Here is a 20,452-nt window from a genome sequence, read left to right as displayed (position 1 = left end):
TCCTGCCGTACGTTATTCACACAATGCTTTAGCAATTCCGGCAGCTCTGTCAAAGTCCTCATCTCTTGGGTTCCACTGACATTTGGCTTCTGCTTCCACAACGGAAAAGCCTGCATCCGTCAGCCTTTCACGAAGGACCTTTGTGCCTTCCCCGCTCCAGCCGTAGCAGCCGAATACAGCCGCTTTTTTATGTTTGAACTTTAATTCCTTTAAGAAGTCAAGCCATCCGCCAACAGAAGATAAAATATTGTTTCCTACCGTTGGAGAGCCTAAGGCAATGGCCTTTGATTTAAATACTTCCGTCATAATATCATTTTTATCTGCCTTTGAAATGTTAAAGATCTTTACTCTGGTCTCAGGAGAAATTTCAGCGATTTCAGCACTGATCTTATGGGCCAGCTGCTTGGTTCCATCCCACATGGTATCGTAAACCACTGTAATCTGGTCCTCCTGGTAATCCTGGGACCACTCGTAGTACTTTTCAACGATCTGTAAGGCATTCTCTCTCCAGATCGCACCATGGCTGGTGGCAATGATATCAATCGGAATGTTCAGTCCCTGAATTTCTTCCACTTTCTTTTTAACCAGAGGTGAAAATGGTGTTAAGATGTTGGCATAGTACTTAAGAGCCTCTTCCCAAAGCCTGCACTTGTCAGCCTTGTCATTAAACAGTTCTTCCACAGCAAAATGCTGACCAAAGGCATCGTTGGAAAAGAGTATATTGTCTCCGGTCAAGTAGGTTGCCATGCTGTCAGGCCAGTGCAGCATCTTCATTTCCACGAACACAAGCTTTTTCCCGTTTCCAATATCAACGGAATCTCCGGTTTTTACCACCTGATAATTCCATTCCGGGTGATGGTACTGTCCGGTAAGAGACTTAACGCCATTGGCAGTACAGTAAATAGGGGTTCCCGGAATCTTTTCCATCAAAGCTGGCAAGGAGCCGCTGTGATCCACCTCTCCGTGGTTGGCTACAATAAAGTCAATCTCTTTTAAATCGATTTCTTTTTCCAGATTATCTACAAACTCTGTGGAATGAGGCTTCCACACCGTATCGATCAATACGGTTTTTTCCTCCTGAATCAAATAAGCGTTCTGGCTGGAGCCATGATTGATGGAGTAGTCGGCTCCATGGAAGGATTCCAGCTCCCAATCAATAATACCGACCCAGTTTACATTGTTCTTTACAAGTTTCTTCATCTTAACGTCCTCCCTCATACTTTGGAAATAACAGTGAGTTTTCAGTGAATATATGGTTATAAATATCCTTAATCAGTTCGTTTAGTTTCTCAAACAGCATGCGGTAGGAAGCACATGCGCCTTCGGGAGCCTTAAAATCATTGGTGCAGGCTGTAATCTCCTTAATGAGGTCTCCAGCTGCATCATGCTCATCCTCCAGCTCCTTTACGTAACCGTCGCTTTTGCTTTCGGAAAAGCTTTTTTTCATGTATGGGAAAACCAGTTTTTCTTCTTTGGCAAAATGTTCTTCCAGCTCTTTTTTCAAATCAGAGAAAAGGCTGTGAAGGGAAACCAGCTGAGACTGATGATGCTCATAATGGACAAGAAGGACTTTGTTCATCAGGCCGTCTATTTCTGCAATGAGCCTTCTTTCCTTTGTATGATAGGTGTCAATAATATAGTCAATCAGATCAGGGACTTCCATATCCATAAGCTGGTCTACGTTTAGAACCTCACCGTTACTGGTTTTATTCTTAGCGTCCGCCAGTTTTTTATTCATCACATCCATAAAGCTCTTGGGGTCAATGGAAAGCTCCTTTAAGGCATCTAGAAGGTGGTCCTTTCCACCGCAGCAATAGTCAATGTGAAAGTCATTAAAAATATCAACGGCTCTTGGATAAGCCTTAACAATGTCACTTAATTTCATTTGAAGTGTAATCATATTTATCCTTCCTTTCCGGTGCATCTCTGTTTTGTAAGCCTAGTATAACCCGGGTAGGAAAAGAAAAATGTGATTTAAATCATTATTTGAGTTTTTTTTAAAATAATTATAATTTCTGTTACACATCGTTTTCAAAGGCTTCTCTTAACAGGTCTTTCTTTAAGATCCGTACCTTACGATTTCCCTCTAAAGCAATGGCTCCTTCCCGGGAGAGCTCCCCCATCTTTCGGCTGATGGTCTCTCTTCGCACATTGATATAGGCAGCAATGTCTTCTCTGGTCAGTTCTATGGTCTCGCTGTTGATTCGGTTGCTTCGAAATAGAATAAAACCTGCGATTCTTGCTTTTGCATTGTTCACAGAAAGTAAACGTACCAGTTCATTGGCCAGGGAAAGCTTGTGGCCGATGACATGAAGAAGCTTAATTCCTATTTCCGGCTTTCGTAAAATCAGATCCTGAATATCCTTGAGATAAATCATACAGACTCCGCTGTCCCCTAAAGCCACTGCATTGGCCTCCAAAAGGTTTCCGCCAAAAATATTCTGCTCCCCATAAAAATCACCTTCATCCAGGATATCCAGGACAAATTCTTTTCCTTCCATGGAATATCGGTTAATCTTAATCTTTCCATATCGAATAATCATAATCTTATCAGCTGGATCGTTTTCAATAAATATGGTATCGCCCTTTCCATAGTCCAGATGCTGGGCCTTTGTAATCAATTCCTTTTGCTCCTCAAAGGAGAGAGAATCAAAAAGAGAGATTCTGGACGTACATAGTCGGTTGCAGCAGCTGCATTCATGAGCCATAAGATTCTCCTTTCCTATAAAGCTTTATGGACAAATTAAAACCATTTCTTTTTCTTAAAGTAATAAATCATACAGCCAGCAATAGCCAGCATTACCCCCCAGGTGGCGGCATACCCCCATGGCAGTTTTAGCTCCGGCATATAGGCAAAATTCATGCCATAGATTCCGGCAATAAAGGTCAGAGGTATAAATATGGTAGATATGACAGTCAAAACCTTCATGATCTCGTTGAGCCGGTTGCTGGTATTGGATAAATGAAGGTCTGCCAGACCAGAGAGAAGATCCCGGCATATTTCCGTTGTATCAATGGCCTGAACAATACGGTTGTAAACATCCCTTAAATAAGGTTCTGTGGCGGGGCGTATCAGTTCCATGGCTTCCCGTCCTAACAGGGAGGCCACATCTCTTAAGGGCCAGATATATTTACTTATTTTCATCAGCTCTTTTTTGATTCTTCTGATTTCTAAGAGATGGTCCTGGTCAGTTTTCTCCATCACCCGGTCCTCAAGAGAATCAATCTGTTCTTTTAAGGTCTCCAGAATATCAAAATAGCTCTCTGCCAGGGCATCTAAAATCAAATACATAAGATAATCCCCACCATAATTTCTCACCGGAGATCCCTCAGCCTTCACATGGTTTCGTATGCCGTCAAACACATCACCTGAAATTTCCCCAAAGGTAATTACATAGTTGGGTCCAAGAATCAGATTTAACTTTTCCACCACCAGTTCATTTTTAGAGTAATATAGCATTTTAGCGGTCACGTGAAGAGAATCTTTATATTCCTCAATCTTTGCCCGTTCATTGGGACTTAAGATGCTTTGTATAATCAGTGGGTGAATATGAAAGGAATTGCCCAAAGCCTTTAGCGCGGTCTCATCATCCACACCATCAACATTAATCCATCGCACACTGTGCTCCGGAATATTTTTTAACGCCTTTAAATGTTCTAAATCCCTGAGGTTCTTTTGGTATGTCTTATAGCTTGTTGGACTGTATTCAATGATTTCTATTGTAATCTTGTCTGTAATGTCAGGGGCATTATTACTTTGATTTTTCCTGTCAGCACTACCGGGCTGTATCGTATCCTTTGAATCCATGACATCCTCTTTTCTATAAAATTAGTTTCCTCTTAATCCTATAGCCCTTTGAATAGAAGTCGGGGACTTTTAAGCTGCTTTGGGTCTATATTCATAAGGTTTTAAGGACTAAAGTTTTATTTATTTCTTTTGTTTATAGTATAGCACGCTTGGAATTTTATAGTATAATATCTTTATAAAATTGCAGTGATTTAAGGAGGATGCTATGAAAGTAGGTGAGGTATGCTTCATGACCAGCGATGTAATTCGTTTGTCTGAATTCTATAAGACATTGTTAGGGGTAGAAAACGGCAGCAGTGATCCTGTGCACCAGGCAATTCTAACGGAAGAAACTTCATTAACTATTTACAATGATGGACTTGTACGGAATGTAAACCCACACAATATCTGCATTGCTTTTACAGTAAATGATGTTGATATGGAATATGAACGCTTAAAAAACATGGGAGTAGAAATCGTTGATCCTCCAACCATGCGGCCATGGGGAGCTAAGAATATGAGTTTCCTGGACCCGGATCATAACTTAATTACGTTTAGAAGCTTTCCGGTAGAGTAAATTTATTTAAATAACATTTGGGGGTACGCTATGAAAGAAAAAAGTAAGGCATTGTTAATTGAATTTCTAAATGCAGTTCCTGATTCATACAAACCAATGTTTCAAAGTTTAGCAGAATATGCAGATATGTTGGGCTACACACCCAAAAAAAACAAGACAAAACATCTTTCCATAGATTTCTCAAAAAATAAAGTAAAAACATCTATCATGAAATTTGAAGACCATGACAATGGCATACCGTCAAGGCCACCGGGTTTAAGGTTCAAATTCTATGCCAATCCATCGTATTCAGATATTTTCAGTCAAGGTATTAAGCGGGTGATTGAAGAATTTGAAGGACGCTATACCGGCTGTTATGGTTGTGGAAGATGCAAAGGAACCTTAGAAGGCTATACCTATCTTTATCCCGATGGCAGAAGTGTTTTTCGATGTGGAAGGGAGCTGATTGCAGTTCAGAACTGGAATGAAAGCTATCTGGAGGAAATGAAGCGATTAATAAAGGTACAAGATGAATTTTGGTTAAATAGAATGGATACTATAATAAAAAAATAAAAAACAAGAAGGATCTTTGCGAGGATAAATTGATGGGAAATTATATCGCATTGTTGCGCGGCATAAATGTCGGCGGTAAAAACAAAATAGCGATGCCAGAATTAAAAAAGATGTTTGAAGAGATGGGATATCAAAATGTAGTTACTTATATCAACAGTGGCAATATTATATTTTCATGTAATATAGATATGGAAGAAGCGATTAAAAAAAACTGTGAATTGGCCATTAAAAATTATTTTAATCTAGCTATAACTGTCACGATTATATCTGAAAAGGATTTGTCTGATGCTCTATCCCATGCACCAACCTGGTGGGACCAGGATGCACAGTCAAAACATAATGCAATTTTTGTGATACCTCCTGCCACAGCAGAGGAGGTCATAGATATGGTGGGGCATTCGAAACCGGAGTATGAGCAAGTGAGTTATTACGGGCAGGTGATTTTCTGGTCAGCACCGATTCAAACGTTTTCGAGAACAAGATGGTCAAAGATTGTTGGCAAGTCTGCTTATCAAAGTGTAACAATAAGAAATGCCAATACTACTAAAAAATTATTACAGCTTTTTGAGCTTTTTAGATTAAATAATTGAGCCGACAAGAGAGTAAAATCCTGTTGGCTCAATTAGAATACTTATCAGGAAATAATCGGTTTGTAATTTACAGGCTCTTCGATTACATGGTCAAAACGATAGGCAGAAAAAATCATTCCAAGAAGCAACATATTAAAAATAATACTTAGCTTTCCTTCTGAAATCAGAGGGAGATTGGGAAAATTGGAATACTGATAGCCGAAATTTCCCAGCAGATAAAATACCGTCTGCCAAAGCAGGCACTGACCGCAGGCAAATGCCAAAGATGAGGCCAGATGTCCATGAATTTTACTAATAATTGTAAAGAGAAGAAAGAAAAAAGCACCAATGACTCCTATGAACATCAATCCGGCAATCCAGCCATACATCAGAATAAAAACTGAGATGATGTAATTATTATAATAATGCTGAGGCAGAATGTCCCAAAGCGTTACGTCCTCTACGTTGTAATGAACTGATTTAGGATCGTATCCTTGTTTCTTTGAGGTAATGCGAGTAAAATACCATGCACCAGTACCATAATCCATCATTTCATCAGGGGTAAGTTCTAAGCCATGATTAAGAGGTGTTCTTGAAAGCAATTCCTGAATCAATATTGCATTGTATGTATCATCTAAGGTTCTGTTAACTGAGTGCTGGGGAAATAGAAAGTTCTCCACCGTTCGCTTGCCTGAATCTGATAATAAAAGAGGGCTGCCAAGAAAAAGTAAAAGGCCCAGTGCAGCTGAATAGAGATATTTTTTTCTGCCTTTAATGATTTCCCGGTGAATCATAAAACAAACGGTTCCAAACGTACTTAGAAGAAAAATGATAATGGCGCTTTCCCAAATAAACCAGGAACTGGTGTACATAAAAGGCAGCCATGCATAAGTACAACCAACAAAGATTGCAAGAAGTGTCTTTTTACTATGTCGGAAAAAATATAGCAAGGTTGTAATTACAGGGACGAGCAGTAATGTGGCAAAAAAAGAAGTATTAACAATGCCAAACCGTCTTCCACTAAAGAGTGATAGTATAAATAAACTAATTTGTAATAGATATAAAAAGCCTATAAAGATTGCCAACTTTCTTCTATAGCGAATGAAAAGAGGATATCCCTTTAATACTATAAATACGAGAAGAATTACTCCTGGTATATAGTAAAGAAGGGCATATACTGTCTGTACTGGTGACCATATTACAAGGCTTGAGAAAACAAAACCCGTGAGAAGCAGGAATGCTGTAATAAATAGAAGCAACGGAGATTTTTGAATCCTGTGTGCTTCATTAAGTTCAATGCCAATCGTAAGGGCATCTCCCATATCCTTAAGTGATTGGCTTTCTGCGTCTTCTCTCGTGAACCCCTGGGATTCATAATCTTCCATACGGTCCTGAATATGAGATTCCAATTCCTGACGGATGGAGGGGCGCAACGGTTTATATGATATCTGATCAGTCACCTCATTAAGAAAATGAGTCACCTGGGAATCAGGACTAGTTTTACTCAAATAAAACACCTCCTATTACCTGGTTAATAGCAGTCTGATAAATCTCCCACTCCTTCAATTTTTCATCCAGCATTGTTTCACCATGTGTGGTGAGCGCGTAATATTTACGTAGACGGCCATTTTCCGAAGTTCGTTGAAAGCTGGTAACGGCTCCTTGCTGTTCTAAGATGTGAAGGACAGGATAGAGAGTACCTTCCTGAAGTCTAAAAACATTCTGGCTCTGTTGTTCCAGCTCACGAATGATCTGATAACCATACATACTTTGCTGTTTTAAAAGCTTTAGAACCAGCATGGAAGTTCCAAGGGCCATATAGCGTTTATCCATAGAATTGACTCCTTTCTTTAAGAATGTAAGTGATTGATTCGTATACATAGATAATCTAAGTATGTTAGCTATTATACATAGATTATCCAGGTAAGTCAAGCTGCAAAGGCTGAATGAATATAAATGAAAGATTAACCTCCCTTGCAAAATACCTGTGGCTCCCTTATGATTATAGACAGCACAACTATTAAAAAATTGGGAAAGAAAGGTGTTACTATGTTTACGAAAAATGAGTTAATACAGCATTTGAAGGATATGGGAATTATGCCTGATGATACACTTCTCGTACATTCTTCCATGAAATCCATTGGTGAAGTAGAAGGAGGGGCGGATACGGTTCTTGATGCTTTTATGGAATACTTATCAGAGGGTCTTCTTATTTTACCAACCCATACCTGGTATTCCATGTCCGAGTATCATAATGAGTATGATCCAAGAATCGAGCCAGCCTGCGTCGGTATTTTACCCAACCTTTTCAGGAAGAGAGAAGGCGTATTAAGATCTCTTCACCCGACTCACAGCGTAGCTGTGTATGGAAAGGATAGTGAAGCGTTTATCGAAGGGGAAGAAAACCAACCCACCCCCTGTTCCACCACTAGCTGCTACACCCGTCTCATGGAAAGAAACGGCAAAATCCTGCTTCTTGGGGTTGGACATGAGAGAAATACGTTTATCCACTGTGTGGAAGAGCACTTAAATGTACCAGAGCGCCTGACAAAGGAACCTACTTATTTCAAGATTGTGATGCCAGGCGGACACATAAAGCCTTCCTTCGTATACCGGCATGACAATCCAGTTACGGACCATATTTCAGAAAATTACACAAAGCTGGAACAAGCTTTCTACGATAGAAATGCAGCAGTGAAAACAAGATTCGGAGATGCCTCCTGTATCTTGTGCGAAACGAAAGGGATTTTTGAGGTGACAAAGAACGTGCTGTCCCATCAGATCAACTGTCTCATAGAATTGGATACCATTCCAAAAGAGTGGTGGCAGAAGAAATAAGACATAAATGAATTGCATTCACACTATTACCTGGACAGACTTATCCAGGTAATAGTTATATTGACTAGGAAATTACGCGGCACTATAACCTATATTAACGTTATGGGAGAATTTATATGAAAGATGGGCTAACTAAAAATCCGGTGAAATGCATCTTGGTCATTTATATGATATGTTTTCTATTTAGAATATTGGAATATATGGTAATTCGTACAGATTACAGTATATTTGGAGAAGCATTCCTTCATAAGCTGACAGGAATTATAATACTAGCTTTGACACTGCGTTACTTTTCTCTCAGCTGGTCAAGTGTAGGATTTACAAGCAAGTTGGTTGTTAGATATTTGCTTTATGGTTTGACTTTAGGTGCTGCTGTTTATCTTGCTGCATATGGATCTGAAATTTTGATACAGCAGTTAAACGGTAATAATCCTGAGTTGCAAATCTATGTGACTAGCTATGGAATTCATGGCAATACGAGAATCCAGACTGGATTGTTATTTTTTATTTTTTGCGTGGTGGGGAATATAATTAATGTCATTATGGAAGAAGGCATCTTCAGGGGACTCTTTATTCGAATGTTAGAGACCAGATGTACGTTTCTAAAAGCAGCCTTTATTTCCTCCATACTCTTTGGTTTCTGGCATATTGCAGCTCCTATGCGCAGTCTGCTGGATGGAGAAATAAGTGGTACAGGAATGATATTGTCAGCAATTATGCTTATATTAACAACAGGAATTACAGGTGTAAAGTTTTGTTTGCTGACTAAAATTACTGGGTCACTTTGGATGGCTATGGCAGATCATTTTTTTAATAACACCATAATTAATCTTTTACATATAACCACCAGCTCTGGTATCGATGAAATGCAGGTGATCCGAATTTCAATTGCTCAAACGGTATCATTCTTAATCGTACTTTTTATTTATATAAAAAGCAGAGCGAATCAAAAGATAACATTTCGTACTTAGGTCTTATTCGGTTGAGGATTAAATAGATGTCTCTTCTTGAAACGCTAAAAGATGCCGTAAATCAGCTTCCAGAGGAAAAACTGGTTTACGACATCTTTTTTCTGATTATAATGGGATAACCAGTGTTATGCTATTGTGACGTTTAATCTACAATAACTCGCAATGTATCAATTGTAAATAATGATTGTACACTGAAATGGTATATGTTACCATAATAATATGAGATAATCATGTACAAGGTGGTGGCCTCCCTGAGGGGAGGTGATGCTGATGTTTGACTTTAAGGACTTAATGCAGTTCGGAATGTTCATCATTGCATTGCTTGCCTTTATCTATTCGCTGATAAAGAAGTAAGTACATAAAAAACCGCCCCTTGTACTCTGACCGGAGCAGGGGCGATCTTTCAAACCATTATTCCGAGGTCAACCACTTTGTGGGCGGTTATCTCTTTTATATAAACATATTAGCATATTTCGTAAGGTATTTCAAGCCCATAGATCCTTATAGGGTACACATGGAACCATCTTTATTTATTATACGAATCAAGTAAAGAACGTATTTTAAGAAAAATGTAAATCAATCTTTTTATGCAGTATAATCCAGATGGGGTATAATTGTGGGTACGCACTTGATTTTTCCCTCCCACTATGCTATAGTATGACCCGTAATAAGGCCGTGAAGCTCTTGATATTATAAGAGATTTCACAAAATCAGACCGGTGTGTTCGAGACCTTCCACACCTAAAACAAAACTAAAGGAGAACAGAATATGAATTACAAATCTTCAGGGAAAACTTATTTCTTGGTTTTTTCCGCAGCCATTGCAGCCATCTATACCGTGCTGACCATGGTCTTTGCACCCATCAGCTTTGGTCCCATTCAGTTTCGGATTTCAGAGATTCTCTGCATCCTTCCCTTTTTTACCCCGGCGGCGATTCCAGGCTTATTCATCGGGTGTCTGCTGTCAAACTTTTTATGCGGTGCGGCTTTGCTTGATGTAATTTTTGGAAGTCTTGCTACGCTGATCGGAGCCATTGGCTCTTATATGCTGCGTAAAAATCAGTGGCTGGTATGCATTCCCCCAATCGTAGCCAATACCATCGTCATTCCCTGGGTTCTGCGCTTTGCCTACGGCTCCCAGGATTTTATCTGGTATGCCATGGTGACGGTTGGAATGGGAGAAATACTTGCTATTGGAGTTCTCGGTAATCTTTTTTTAGGCGTATTGACCCGCTACAAGCACATAATCTTTGGACGTTTTATAACAGAATAAGTGAAATCCATATAAAAACTTCCGCTCCATGAATATGGCCGGAAGTTTTTTTGTTCTCATTCTACAAATAATTGCAAAAAGTTACATTTTGTAATAAAATATTTTTGAACAACTAAAAATGTAACTGGTATGTAACCGCAGCTGTATATAATAAATATAATCTATAAGGACGACGGTGATTAAAATGGCAATTGGTAGAATGAGCGTGGTTAGCGAGGCAGACCGATATCTGACAATAGCAGTGGATTCCTACGATGACTGGGAAATTAAGGGAGCAATCTTTCAAAGAGAAGACTCTTTTGGAGTCCTGTTTCGCAGTTTTTCAGAGATGATCAAAAATATGGACCATTTATTTGATTCTGTGGGAGCTCCAAAGCAGACCTTTCAGATACGCAGTCTCCCCGGTTCCGACCCTGGGGATTCTGAAATTGAGAGAATCAAAAGGAGCGACAGAAAGGGAGCCTTAACAACCATTCGCATCTATCTACGCTTCCGGTACCATGCCTGTTGGCAGGGAACCATGATTTGGGACGATGGAAACAGAACTGCTTCCTTTGACAGTGTGCTTCAATTTATAATGGTTACCGATGCTGTGCTGAGAAAAGGCGATGGGTTAGGAGAGGAAGAGGTTGAAGAGCTCTTAAGCCAGGCGTCGTTTGAACGCTGGTCATTACCCCTTTGGGGAAATTACATGGATATCAGCATAACAGAAGGCCATGATCCGGTGACTGGTATCCACTATGGAAGACTAATTTCCAAAGAAGCCTCAGAGGAGTTAATAAGGACAGGACAGAAGGCTTCATTTTCCGTGAAGGTCATGTTTCGGGAGCACTGTACCTGGCAGGGAATGATCTACTGGCGGGAAGGTAAATCACAGCAGACCTTCCGAAGCTTTAAAGAGATGATTTATATGATATCGTTTGTGGTTAAGACGACTCTGGAAGAAGGGGAGCCTCTGGCAGCAGGCAGGTCCTGATAATATGTGTCATAAATAGCACTTTACAGGTCATAGAATCTGTAAGGTGCATTTTTTCATATCATAGAAATGGCGTCCTGGATTCTAATGTAGATTTTCTCTGTGCTTTCTTATATAATAGAGAAGAAAGAGTTGACTTTCCAGAAGAAAAGCAGTAAAAGTAAGTGAACATAGTACGATATACCGAATACAAAATTAAGGATGGAAAAAACATGTATCAGATTGATTTTAATAAACCGGAAGCAATACATTTTATTGGTATCGGCGGCATCAGCATGAGCGGGCTTGCAGAGATACTCATTGATGAAGGCTTTACAGTCTCCGGCTCCGATGCCCATGAGTCAGATCTTACCCGTCACTTAGAGGCAAAAGGAGCAACAGTCGCTTACGGTCAGAGAGCAGAAAACATCACAGATGAGATTGATGTAGTAGTATATACAGCAGCTGTTCACCCGGATAACCCTGAATTTATGAGAGCAAGCGAAAAAGGAATTCCCATTTTGACCAGAGCAGAGCTTCTGGGACAGATGATGAAAAATTATGAGAATGCTATCGCTGTTTCCGGCACCCACGGTAAGACCACCACTACTTCCATGATTACAGAGGTTCTCCTGTGTGCGGATACAGATCCCACTATTTCAGTTGGAGGTATACTAAATTCCATCAGCGGAAATATTCGTGTGGGCGGCCCGGATTTGTTTGTAACAGAAGCGTGCGAATATACCAATAGCTTCTTATCCTTTTACCCTACCACAGCAGTTATATTAAATATAGAAGCAGACCATCTTGATTTTTTTAAGGATTTAAAAGATATACGCCATTCCTTCCGTCTCTTTGCAGAGAAGCTGCCGGAGAAGGGCTTATTAGTGATAAACAAAGATATCGACCACATGGAGGACATCATAGAAGGACTTCCCTGTAAGGTGATCACCTTTGGAAAGAATGAGGACAGTAGATATCAGGCCAAGAATATACGGTTTGATGAACTGGCAAGAGCTACCTACGAGCTTTACGTGGATGGGGAAGAGGTTGATACGGTAACGCTTGGAGTCTCCGGAGAGCATAATGTGTATAACTCTCTGTCCGCCGCAGCGGTATGCCATGAACTTGGTATTTCCATGGAGATGATCAAAAAAGGATTAAAGCGTTTTACAGGAACGAACCGCCGTTTCGAAAAGAAAGGGGAGCTTTCCGGTGTGACCATCATTGATGATTATGCCCACCACCCCCAGGAAATAAGAGCGACTCTGGAAACAGCAAAGCATTATCCACATAAGAAACTCTGGGTTGTTTTCCAGCCCCATACTTATACACGTACCAGAGCGTTTTTAGACGAATTTGCAGAATCCTTATCCTTAGCGGATGAGGTAATCCTGGCAGATATTTATGCGGCCAGAGAAACCGACAATTTAGGCATCAGTTCCAGAGATATTGCAGATAGAATCGAGAAAATGGGAGTAAAAGTACACTACATCCCATCTTTTGAAGAAATAGAAACATTTATTTTAGAAAATTGTATACACGGTGATTTGTTGATAACTATGGGAGCCGGAGACATTGTAAAAGTGGGAGAAAACCTGTTAGGAGTATAGTTATCCACATTATCCACATAGTTTTCAACATTTTATGTTAAGAAACTATGTGGATTTTTTGATTTACATAATTTAAAGTCTTACAATTTACAAAATCTCGGTTTTATCAGCAAATCGACAGGATTGGAAATGAAAATCCAAATTATGTATACCAGATTTCCACATTATCCACAGTTTCCACAATTCATTTGGTGGATAACTGCCCCTATTTTCTTTTCTAAGGACCTGTGGTATGATAAGAGCATGATAAAAAGGTGAGGTTATGTCAGTGAATGTAAAGAGCAGTTTAAGGATCAGCGCTACGGTGATATCCAACGATTTCATAGATGAATATATGGCCATGGCCAATGGAGAATACATCAAAGAATATTTGTTTCTCATGCGTCATCAAGGGGAAGAAGTGTCCATATCCATGATCGCGGATGCACTGAACCACACGGAAGCAGATGTGGCGCGGGCTCTGGCTTACTGGAAAAAGGCAGGAGTGCTTACGGAGGAGATTCCCCTTAAGGCAGAACCATCGAAGGCAGAGCCATCTAAGGCGGTCTCTGAGACTGCCTGCTCCGGAGCTGTGCCTGAAGTTTTGACAAAGCCCCAGACACCTGCAAAAAGAACCCCCTATTCCCCTGAGAAGATAAGCGGGCTTGCAGGAGATGAGGATTTTTCTCAGCTTCTTTACATTGCACAAAAGTACATGAACAAGGTATTTACCCAGAGAGAATGCGAAGTATTTGCATATCTTTATGATGGTCTTCATATGCCATCTGAACTCCTGGAATACGTGGTGGAATACTGCGTCCAGGGAGGGCACTCAAGCATTCGATACATAGAGACCGTTGCCATCAGCTGGCATGAGAAGGGAATCAGGACTGTTGATGAGGCAAAGAACAGTGCTGTATCATTTTCCAAGGATTCCTATGCAGTTATGAGGGCCTTTGGATTAAATGACAGAAATCCGGGATCTTTGGAGCGGGAGTTTATGGACCGCTGGTTTACTACCTATGGCTTTACCAGAGAGATCGTGATAGAGGCCTGCAACCGAACCTTATCCGCCACCCATTCCCCCAGCTTCCCCTATGCAGATAAGATTTTAGAGGGCTGGAAAAAGGCTGGAGTCCGTACCATGGAAGAAATCAAACGGCTGGACGAGCAGTACGCAGAACGGGTGAAAAGCGGAGATATAAAGAGCGGAAAGAAGCAGACAGCCCAGGGGTCAGCAACAAAGCCAAGGACCGGACAGAATCAGTTTCAGAACTTTCCTCAAAGAGAGATTGATTACGATGCACTGATTCTGGAGCAGCTGACAAAGCAGCAGTAGTTATTTACATAGGGCAGCAAAAGAATGGAGGTAATTATGGCGCTGAGCAATTCACAGTACGACGCCATCATGAGGGCATACGGGCAGCAGCAGTTTAAGAACCGTCATGAGCAGGAAGAACGGATTGCAAACGTTTATGAGAGGATACCGGTAATCAGGGAGCTTGACCAATCCATTAGTACGAGAGCGGTTGCCTGTGCCAGGAGACTCCTGGAAGGAGATAAAGAAGCCTTAAAGGAGCTTCGCAGCGAGATAGCTGATTTAAGAGAGCAGAAGACAGTGCTGTTACGATCTGCAGGGTTTTCCTCCGACTATATGGAGATGCAGTACCGCTGCAAAGACTGTAAGGACACCGGATATGCCGAAGGGGTGAAATGCCACTGCTTCCGCCAGTCGGAGATGAAGTATCTTTATGCTCAGTCAAACATTGAACAAATTGTGGCAATCGAGAACTTTCAAACCTTTTCCACGGATTATTTTGATGATACCAGAGTCATTCCCCAATTAAACCGGACGGTAAGGCAATATATGGCCCAGGTGGCAGAAACCTGCAAAAGCTTTGTCCATACGTTCTCCAAAGAGCGGGGAAACCTATTATTTACAGGTCCAACAGGTGTGGGAAAAACCTTTCTTACCAACTGCATCGCAAAGGAGCTGATCGATCAGTATTATTCGGTCATCTATTTGTCTGCCAATGATCTGTTTGAGGTGTTTTCCAAAAACCGGTTTGATTATGACGACGAAGATGATATGAGAGGCATGTACCAGTATATTTTAGACTGTGATCTTTTAATCATTGATGATCTGGGAACAGAGCTTAACAACAGCTTTACTTCATCTGAGCTGTTTTACTGCATCAATGAACGGCTTAATTCCTCAAAGTCTACTATTATATCCACCAATCACCCCATCAATGAATTAAGGGACCGATACACAGAACGAGTTACGTCCAGGCTGATCAGCCGTTATACGGTCATTCCTTTGTACGGGGATGATATCCGTATTAAGAAAAAAGCAGGAAAAGTCAGCGACCGATAGAAGGATAAAAGATATTGAGTTGACATAAAATAAAGTGATTACCAAAGAGCATACGGCCTGGCTGGTCGTGTGCTTTTATATGGCAGTAGAAGCTTAAGAAGCGAATAGACCCGCACATGTGACCATCACAGATACAGGCACATAAGATGTGTGGAGCTTTGCAGAAGCATACAAAATGTTCCATATTTTTCCACATATGGAATCAGCCGGAATAAATCAGGAAAAATCATGAAGGTTACTTGAGAAAATATATGGAATCCTTTTGATTGTCTTGACTAAAGCGGCACATAATGTTATAAAAGAACCGTTGCATTGTATTTAGATACGTTGGAGGAGAAAAGAATGCTTTACGAAGAGAAAATTATAGAGACCATTCCGGTTGGTCCTCTTGGCCTGATTCCGTTAAAGAGCTGTAAGGATCTGGGCAACAAGGTAAATGATTACCTGGTGGGCTGGAGAAAGGAACGTGAGAGCGAGCACAAATCTACCATTGCTTTTTCTGGATATCAGAGAGATACCTATCTGATCGGAGCCAGTACTCCCAGATTTGGTACAGGAGAAGCGAAAGGAACACTCCAGGAATCCGTTCGTGGAGATGACCTTTATTTCATGGTTGATGTCTGCAATTACAGCCTTACTTATTCCTTATGCGGTATGACCAATCACATGTCCCCGGATGACCATTTCCAGGACTTAAAGCGTGTCATTGCTGCATCCGCAGGAAAAGCCCGCAGAATTAATGTAATTATGCCGTTCTTATATGAAAGCAGACAGCATAAGAGGTCCAGCAGAGAATCCTTAGACTGCGCCCTGGCTCTTCAGGAGCTTGTAAATATGGGAGTGGAGAACATCATTACCTTCGATGCCCATGACCCAAGAGTCCAGAATGCCATTCCATTAAAGGGCTTTGAAACGGTTCAGCCTATTTATCAGTTCATTAAGCATCTGCTTAAGAACGAGAAGGAGCTGGAAATCGACAGCGACCACATGATGGTCATCAGCCCGGATGAAGGCGGTATGGGACGTGCTGTTTACTTTGCCAACGTATTAGGTCTTGATATGGGTATGTTCTACAAACGCCGTGATTATACTCAGATTGTCAACGGACGTAACCCCATTGTTGCCCATGAATTCCTTGGAAGCAGTGTGGAGGGCAAGGATGTAATCATTGTAGACGATATGATTTCCTCCGGGGAAAGCATGCTTGACGTAGCAAAAGAATTAAAAAGAAGAAAAGCAAGAAAGGTATTTGTCTGCGCGACCTTTGGCCTCTTCACCAATGGACTTGCAAAGTTTGATGAATACTATGAAAATGGTTTTATTGACCGGATTCTTACTACCAACCTGGTATACCAGACACCGGATCTTCTTTCCAGACCGTATTACATTGATGTAGATATGAGCAAATACATTGCCCTGATTATAGATAATTTAAACCATGATGCATCCTTAAGTGATCTTTTAAATCCAACAACCAGAATTAACCGTGTGGTGGAGCGCTACCGCGCAGGTGATCGGTAATTGGGGGAGAGATGGATAAATTATCGGTTCAGAAACGGATCTTAATTGGTCTCACACTCTTCTCCATGTTTTTCGGGGCGGGAAATCTTATATTTCCGCCCTTTTTAGGTTCCCTGGCAGGAACCAGCACCTGGACAGCTATGATCGGCTTTGCGATTACTGCCATTGGCTTTCCGGTACTGGGAGTGGTTGCCGTAGCAAGAGCAGGGGGATTTTTTTATCTGGCAGAACGGGTACACCCCAGGTTTGCATTTGTTTTCACCTTGTTAAATTACTTATCCATCGGTCCCTGCCTTGCCATTCCAAGGACAGCCAGTACTTCTTTTGAGATGGCTGTGGTTCCGTTTTTGGGAAGCGGCAATCTGCAGGTCGCACAGATCTTTTATTCTGCCGCATTCTTTGTAATTGCATTTGTGGTGGCCCTTAATCCGGATAAGCTGACGGAACGTCTTGGAAAGGTTCTTACTCCAGTGCTTCTGGTGCTCATCGTAGTTATTTTTGCCGGCAGTCTCATAAAGCCGCCAGGGCTTTATGGAACACCCATAAAGGAATATGCGTCAGGACCCTTGGTCAAGGGCTTTTTAGATGGCTACCTCACTATGGATACCATTGCAGCTCTTAATTTCGGAATCGTGATTTCTCTTAATATTAAGGGAATGGGAGTGAAAAAGGATTCTGTAGTAGTGGGAGAGACTATCCATGCAGGATTTGTGGCAGGAGGAATTCTTCTTCTGGTTTACGGCGCTCTGGCTCATGTTGGGGCGGTGACGGGCGGTGCCTTTGGCCCGGCCCAAAACGGTGCCCAGACCCTGAACCAGGCAGTCAGCTTCTTGTATGGAAAAACTGGTCTTGTGATGCTGGCAGTGGTATTTTTTATTGCCTGCTTAAATACCTGTATTGGTTTAATCAGCTGTTGCAGCAAATATTTTTGTACCATAGTTCCGGGAATCGGTTACCGGACCTGGGCCGTTATATTTGCACTGTCAAGCTTTGTGATTTCCAATGTAGGTCTGACTAAAATTCTGCAGATATCGGTTCCCGTATTAAGTGCGATTTATCCGGTAGCCATTGTGCTGATCTTACTCTCCTTCGGGTTCCAGGATGGAAAACGGTGGCGGTCAGTATACGTCTGGTCCATCAGCTTTACAGGCGTGATAAGCGTCCTGTTATCTCTGGAACAGGCTGGAGTGACCGTACTGCATCAGATAATGTCCAAGCTTCCTATCTATGCTGCTGGGCTTGGCTGGATCGTTCCTGCCCTGGTTGGTGTGGTGGTTGGAGTTGTTTTGGCTATGCTAAATAAAAGCGAGAGTAGTAAAGCCTGAATCAAAACATAATCAGTCAAATTAGTCTGGAATATAAAAAATTAAACTAGGGGATGGTGCAAAATTAAGTTACGCTAATTTTGTACCATCCCCTTTTGTAAAAAAGAACAGGAGTATTGCTCCTGATATGAAATGATAAATATCTCATATCATTTTGCAACACTCCCCTTGTCTTCTTATATAGTATCTATCTACTTATGTAGTATCTATATTTTTATATAGTACTTCTCTTTGTTCTATCGTATCTTTTTATATCTCAATCAAATGATAAGGAATCAAGTTAGCCGTCAGCATCTGAGCCTCTCTCTGATGACAGGTGAATATAATAATCTGATCAGAATAGGCATTCACCAGCCACTTTAGGGCGGTCCTAAGTCTGTCATCATCATAAAGCACAAAGCTGTCGTCAAAGATCATTGGCATGCGCTCCGTACCTTCCTGAATCAGAGTAGCGGCAGCAAGTCGAAGGGCTAAATAAACCTGGTCCATAGTTCCGCTGCTGACCTGCTCCAGTGGCACCAGCTTTGTTTTGGTATTAAGAAATACATTTAGATTCTCATCCACGCTCATGCTGGTATAGATACCACCTGTAATGCCCTTAATGAGATCAGAGGCAGCTCGGTTTAGATAAAGCCCGAAGGAATCCCGGATGGTAGAAGATAAGCCGGTCATGGTCTCAAGGGCTAAATCAATGGCAGAAACCTCTTCCCGGATCCGATCATTTTCCTCTAAAATATGCTTGAGTCCCTCTGCCTGAGTTTTACAGCTTGATAAGTGCTCCAGCTTTCTCTCCAGCTCCCATTGGCTTTTTTGCTGCTTCTCAATGGTCTCTCCGCAGGTCTCCTGCTTCTTTTGAAGCTCTTCAATCTCAGCCTGCTTCTGGGTAATGGCGGCCTCAGATTTAATCACAGCAGACGACAAGCGGGTAAACTCCGCCATTCTGGACTGAAACGCACGCATGGCATCCGTTGAAATATCTGTACTTCCAAGATGTCTGGAAAGAATTTCCTGCAAAATCTTGGCGCTCATTTCCATATCCTTCTGACTTTGCTTCAGCTTTAAAAAGAGAATCAGCCCGATGAGGTAAAAGATAATGGCAGTACCCATGAACACGCTCATAAGAAGCAGAAGATCAAGACCGTAATTAGCGGTTAAGTAATTCGACTCACCCAGGTAATAAAGGCCTCCCACTCCGCATAATAGTGCCGTAGCAAGGATAAGGGAAAGGACAGAAAATACCTTTCTGGGCTTTTTACCTGACGCTTCCTTGGCTCTCATATATTCATCAAAGTTTTCCTGAGCTTTTAAAGAATATGCATTTATGGAGTCCTGATCTGTAAACTGGTTGCTGCTTAAGACCTGTTTTCCTCTTGCGACCTTTTTAATCAGCTCTTCCTTTTCCTTCTGGAGATCTTCTAAGGAAGTCTTAACATCTTCCCGCAGCTTTTGAAATTCATTGATCTGGTTTTCAAACTCCGGAGAGGATATCTCCCGTTCTGTGTTTCGAATCTCGCTGAGTAAAGAGGTATAGGTGCGGGCAGCCTCAGGAACCATCTGGGATTCCAGCTCTTTTTTCTGGGATTTTAAAAATGACGCAGCCTTTGTAATGTTTAAGGCAAGGCTTCCCGTATTGTTTAAATTAGCGATGTAATTTTTAAGCTCGGAAACCATACCTTCATCGGTCGCACTCTTTAGCTGGCTGATGCTCACGGTATTAATATAGGTAGTTTCACTCAGTCCGCATAAAAGGTCATCTAAGAATGCTTTGGTAGGCTCAATCTCCCTGCCTGCGGTTTCGTCCACAATCTTAAATTCCTTTTTGTTCTTCTGAAAGGTCCTTTCAATCCGGTAGATGTGCTCCTTATGCTCTAACCGGATCTGCCCTTCGTAAGTGCCGCTGTTTTCCCATGGCTCAAACTTGGTGTAGAGATCATTTTTAGAAGCTCTTCCCCTCTGGCGTTCAATGCCAAAAAGCATGCCGCGGATAAAGGTATGTATGGTGGATTTTCCTGCTTCGTTCTTTCCGTAGACGATGTTAAGCCCATTCTGGAACGTCAGATTCCTGCCATGGAATTTTCCAAAGCCATTGATATATATGTCCAGTATTTTCATGGGA

General features: G+C 41.4%; 20 protein-coding genes. 13 read left to right on the top strand and 7 right to left on the bottom strand.

The annotated features are described in order from the left end of the window. Window positions 1–12 precede the first annotated feature (12 nt). From OW255_RS20390 to corA, 4 genes are all read right to left on the bottom strand, one after another. Window positions 13–1,200, bottom strand: a complete 1,188-nt coding sequence (locus OW255_RS20390; protein ID WP_024837970.1) for an oxygen-binding di-iron domain-containing protein — start codon at window positions 1,198–1,200, stop codon at window positions 13–15. Window position 1,201: 1 nt separating this feature from the next. Next, window positions 1,202–1,900 (bottom strand): iron-sulfur cluster repair di-iron protein, encoded by a 699-nt coding sequence (gene ric, locus OW255_RS20385; protein WP_268115168.1) that lies wholly within the window; start codon window positions 1,898–1,900, stop codon window positions 1,202–1,204. 118 nt (window positions 1,901–2,018) lie between these two features. Beyond that, window positions 2,019–2,708 (bottom strand): Crp/Fnr family transcriptional regulator, encoded by a 690-nt coding sequence (locus OW255_RS20380; protein ID WP_024837972.1) that lies wholly within the window; start codon window positions 2,706–2,708, stop codon window positions 2,019–2,021. A 35-nt stretch (window positions 2,709–2,743) separates the two neighbouring features. After that, window positions 2,744–3,808 (bottom strand): magnesium/cobalt transporter CorA, encoded by a 1,065-nt coding sequence (gene corA / locus OW255_RS20375; RefSeq protein ID WP_268115167.1) that lies wholly within the window; start codon window positions 3,806–3,808, stop codon window positions 2,744–2,746. A 205-nt stretch (window positions 3,809–4,013) separates the two neighbouring features. On the opposite strand from corA, the gene OW255_RS20370 reads away from it, so the two are divergent. Genes OW255_RS20370 through OW255_RS20360 form a run of 3 tightly spaced genes read left to right on the top strand, consistent with a single transcriptional unit; the run spans window position 4,014 to window position 5,506 of the window. Next, entirely contained in the window at window positions 4,014–4,364 is a 351-nt protein-coding gene (locus OW255_RS20370) for a VOC family protein (protein ID WP_268115166.1), read from the top strand. Window positions 4,365–4,394: 30 nt separating this feature from the next. Further along, on the top strand, window positions 4,395–4,916 hold the full coding sequence (locus tag OW255_RS20365) for a hypothetical protein (RefSeq protein WP_035317726.1): 522 nt from the start codon (window positions 4,395–4,397) through the stop codon (window positions 4,914–4,916). Window positions 4,917–4,948: 32 nt separating this feature from the next. Further along, window positions 4,949–5,506: a DUF1697 domain-containing protein gene (locus OW255_RS20360; protein WP_268115165.1), complete on the top strand. Its 558-nt coding sequence runs from the start codon at window positions 4,949–4,951 to the stop codon at window positions 5,504–5,506. A 44-nt stretch (window positions 5,507–5,550) separates the two neighbouring features. On the opposite strand, the gene OW255_RS20355 is transcribed toward OW255_RS20360, so the two are convergent. Next, window positions 5,551–6,993, bottom strand: coding sequence for a permease prefix domain 1-containing protein (locus tag OW255_RS20355; RefSeq protein WP_268115164.1), 1,443 nt, complete (start codon window positions 6,991–6,993; stop codon window positions 5,551–5,553). Next, entirely contained in the window at window positions 6,986–7,318 is a 333-nt protein-coding gene (locus OW255_RS20350; protein WP_268115163.1) for a PadR family transcriptional regulator, read from the bottom strand. The genes OW255_RS20355 and OW255_RS20350 overlap by 8 nt, the downstream gene beginning before the upstream one ends. A 216-nt stretch (window positions 7,319–7,534) precedes the next feature. On the opposite strand from OW255_RS20350, the gene OW255_RS20345 reads away from it, so the two are divergent. The 10 genes from OW255_RS20345 (at window position 7,535) to brnQ (ending at window position 18,336) form a co-directional block, all read left to right on the top strand. Beyond that, a complete protein-coding gene (locus tag OW255_RS20345) occupies window positions 7,535–8,323 on the top strand; it encodes an AAC(3) family N-acetyltransferase (RefSeq protein WP_268115162.1) in 789 nt (262 codons plus the stop codon). A gap of 116 nt (window positions 8,324–8,439) precedes the next feature. Then, on the top strand, window positions 8,440–9,294 hold the full coding sequence (locus OW255_RS20340) for a type II CAAX endopeptidase family protein (protein ID WP_268115161.1): 855 nt from the start codon (window positions 8,440–8,442) through the stop codon (window positions 9,292–9,294). A 264-nt stretch (window positions 9,295–9,558) separates the two neighbouring features. Then, window positions 9,559–9,648 carry a putative holin-like toxin gene (locus OW255_RS21015; protein ID WP_326498140.1) on the top strand — a complete coding sequence of 30 codons (90 nt, stop codon included), beginning with the start codon at window positions 9,559–9,561 and terminating at the stop codon, window positions 9,646–9,648. A 414-nt stretch (window positions 9,649–10,062) separates the two neighbouring features. Continuing rightward, entirely contained in the window at window positions 10,063–10,566 is a 504-nt protein-coding gene (locus OW255_RS20335) for a QueT transporter family protein (RefSeq protein ID WP_024837979.1), read from the top strand. A gap of 184 nt (window positions 10,567–10,750) precedes the next feature. After that, window positions 10,751–11,542 (top strand): hypothetical protein, encoded by a 792-nt coding sequence (locus OW255_RS20330; RefSeq protein ID WP_268115160.1) that lies wholly within the window; start codon window positions 10,751–10,753, stop codon window positions 11,540–11,542. A 212-nt stretch (window positions 11,543–11,754) separates the two neighbouring features. Beyond that, on the top strand, window positions 11,755–13,134 hold the full coding sequence (murC, locus tag OW255_RS20325; RefSeq protein ID WP_024837981.1) for a UDP-N-acetylmuramate--L-alanine ligase: 1,380 nt from the start codon (window positions 11,755–11,757) through the stop codon (window positions 13,132–13,134). A gap of 262 nt (window positions 13,135–13,396) precedes the next feature. Beyond that, window positions 13,397–14,452 (top strand): DnaD domain protein, encoded by a 1,056-nt coding sequence (locus tag OW255_RS20320; protein WP_268115159.1) that lies wholly within the window; start codon window positions 13,397–13,399, stop codon window positions 14,450–14,452. Between the two features lie 36 nt (window positions 14,453–14,488). Further along, window positions 14,489–15,490: an ATP-binding protein gene (locus OW255_RS20315; RefSeq protein ID WP_268115158.1), complete on the top strand. Its 1,002-nt coding sequence runs from the start codon at window positions 14,489–14,491 to the stop codon at window positions 15,488–15,490. A gap of 342 nt (window positions 15,491–15,832) precedes the next feature. Then, window positions 15,833–17,011: a ribose-phosphate pyrophosphokinase gene (locus tag OW255_RS20310; RefSeq protein ID WP_268115157.1), complete on the top strand. Its 1,179-nt coding sequence runs from the start codon at window positions 15,833–15,835 to the stop codon at window positions 17,009–17,011. A gap of 11 nt (window positions 17,012–17,022) precedes the next feature. Continuing rightward, window positions 17,023–18,336 carry a branched-chain amino acid transport system II carrier protein gene (gene brnQ / locus OW255_RS20305; RefSeq protein ID WP_268115156.1) on the top strand — a complete coding sequence of 438 codons (1,314 nt, stop codon included), beginning with the start codon at window positions 17,023–17,025 and terminating at the stop codon, window positions 18,334–18,336. A 249-nt stretch (window positions 18,337–18,585) separates the two neighbouring features. Here the strand turns inward: brnQ and OW255_RS20300 are convergent, their stop codons facing one another. Next, window positions 18,586–20,448 (bottom strand): ATP-binding protein, encoded by a 1,863-nt coding sequence (locus OW255_RS20300; protein ID WP_268115155.1) that lies wholly within the window; start codon window positions 20,446–20,448, stop codon window positions 18,586–18,588. Window positions 20,449–20,452 lie beyond the last annotated feature (4 nt).

It is taken from the genome of Lacrimispora xylanolytica, assembly GCF_026723765.1.
Lineage (GTDB): Bacteria > Bacillota > Clostridia > Lachnospirales > Lachnospiraceae > Lacrimispora > Lacrimispora xylanolytica.
The sequence above is the reverse complement of the archived record's forward strand: the minus strand, read 5'-3'. Positions and strand labels throughout refer to the sequence as shown.

Excerpts from the sequence above, each read along its gene's own strand:
- OW255_RS20390 (WP_024837970.1), bottom strand. The coding sequence starts at position 1,200 with ATGAAGAAACTTGTAAAGAACAATGTAAACTGGGTCGGTATTATTGAT.
- ric (WP_268115168.1), bottom strand. The coding sequence starts at position 1,900 with ATGATTACACTTCAAATGAAATTAAGTGACATTGTTAAGGCTTATCCA.
- OW255_RS20380 (WP_024837972.1), bottom strand. The coding sequence starts at position 2,708 with ATGGCTCATGAATGCAGCTGCTGCAACCGACTATGTACGTCCAGAATC.
- corA (WP_268115167.1), bottom strand. The coding sequence starts at position 3,808 with ATGGATTCAAAGGATACGATACAGCCCGGTAGTGCTGACAGGAAAAAT.
- OW255_RS20370 (WP_268115166.1), top strand. The coding sequence starts at position 4,014 with ATGAAAGTAGGTGAGGTATGCTTCATGACCAGCGATGTAATTCGTTTG.
- OW255_RS20365 (WP_035317726.1), top strand. The coding sequence starts at position 4,395 with ATGAAAGAAAAAAGTAAGGCATTGTTAATTGAATTTCTAAATGCAGTT.
- OW255_RS20360 (WP_268115165.1), top strand. The coding sequence starts at position 4,949 with ATGGGAAATTATATCGCATTGTTGCGCGGCATAAATGTCGGCGGTAAA.
- OW255_RS20350 (WP_268115163.1), bottom strand. The coding sequence starts at position 7,318 with ATGGATAAACGCTATATGGCCCTTGGAACTTCCATGCTGGTTCTAAAG.
- OW255_RS20345 (WP_268115162.1), top strand. The coding sequence starts at position 7,535 with ATGTTTACGAAAAATGAGTTAATACAGCATTTGAAGGATATGGGAATT.
- OW255_RS20340 (WP_268115161.1), top strand. The coding sequence starts at position 8,440 with ATGAAAGATGGGCTAACTAAAAATCCGGTGAAATGCATCTTGGTCATT.
- OW255_RS21015 (WP_326498140.1), top strand. The coding sequence starts at position 9,559 with ATGCTGATGTTTGACTTTAAGGACTTAATGCAGTTCGGAATGTTCATC.
- OW255_RS20335 (WP_024837979.1), top strand. The coding sequence starts at position 10,063 with ATGAATTACAAATCTTCAGGGAAAACTTATTTCTTGGTTTTTTCCGCA.
- OW255_RS20330 (WP_268115160.1), top strand. The coding sequence starts at position 10,751 with ATGGCAATTGGTAGAATGAGCGTGGTTAGCGAGGCAGACCGATATCTG.
- murC (WP_024837981.1), top strand. The coding sequence starts at position 11,755 with ATGTATCAGATTGATTTTAATAAACCGGAAGCAATACATTTTATTGGT.
- OW255_RS20320 (WP_268115159.1), top strand. The coding sequence starts at position 13,397 with ATGTCAGTGAATGTAAAGAGCAGTTTAAGGATCAGCGCTACGGTGATA.
- OW255_RS20315 (WP_268115158.1), top strand. The coding sequence starts at position 14,489 with ATGGCGCTGAGCAATTCACAGTACGACGCCATCATGAGGGCATACGGG.
- OW255_RS20310 (WP_268115157.1), top strand. The coding sequence starts at position 15,833 with ATGCTTTACGAAGAGAAAATTATAGAGACCATTCCGGTTGGTCCTCTT.
- brnQ (WP_268115156.1), top strand. The coding sequence starts at position 17,023 with ATGGATAAATTATCGGTTCAGAAACGGATCTTAATTGGTCTCACACTC.
- OW255_RS20300 (WP_268115155.1), bottom strand. The coding sequence starts at position 20,448 with ATGAAAATACTGGACATATATATCAATGGCTTTGGAAAATTCCATGGC.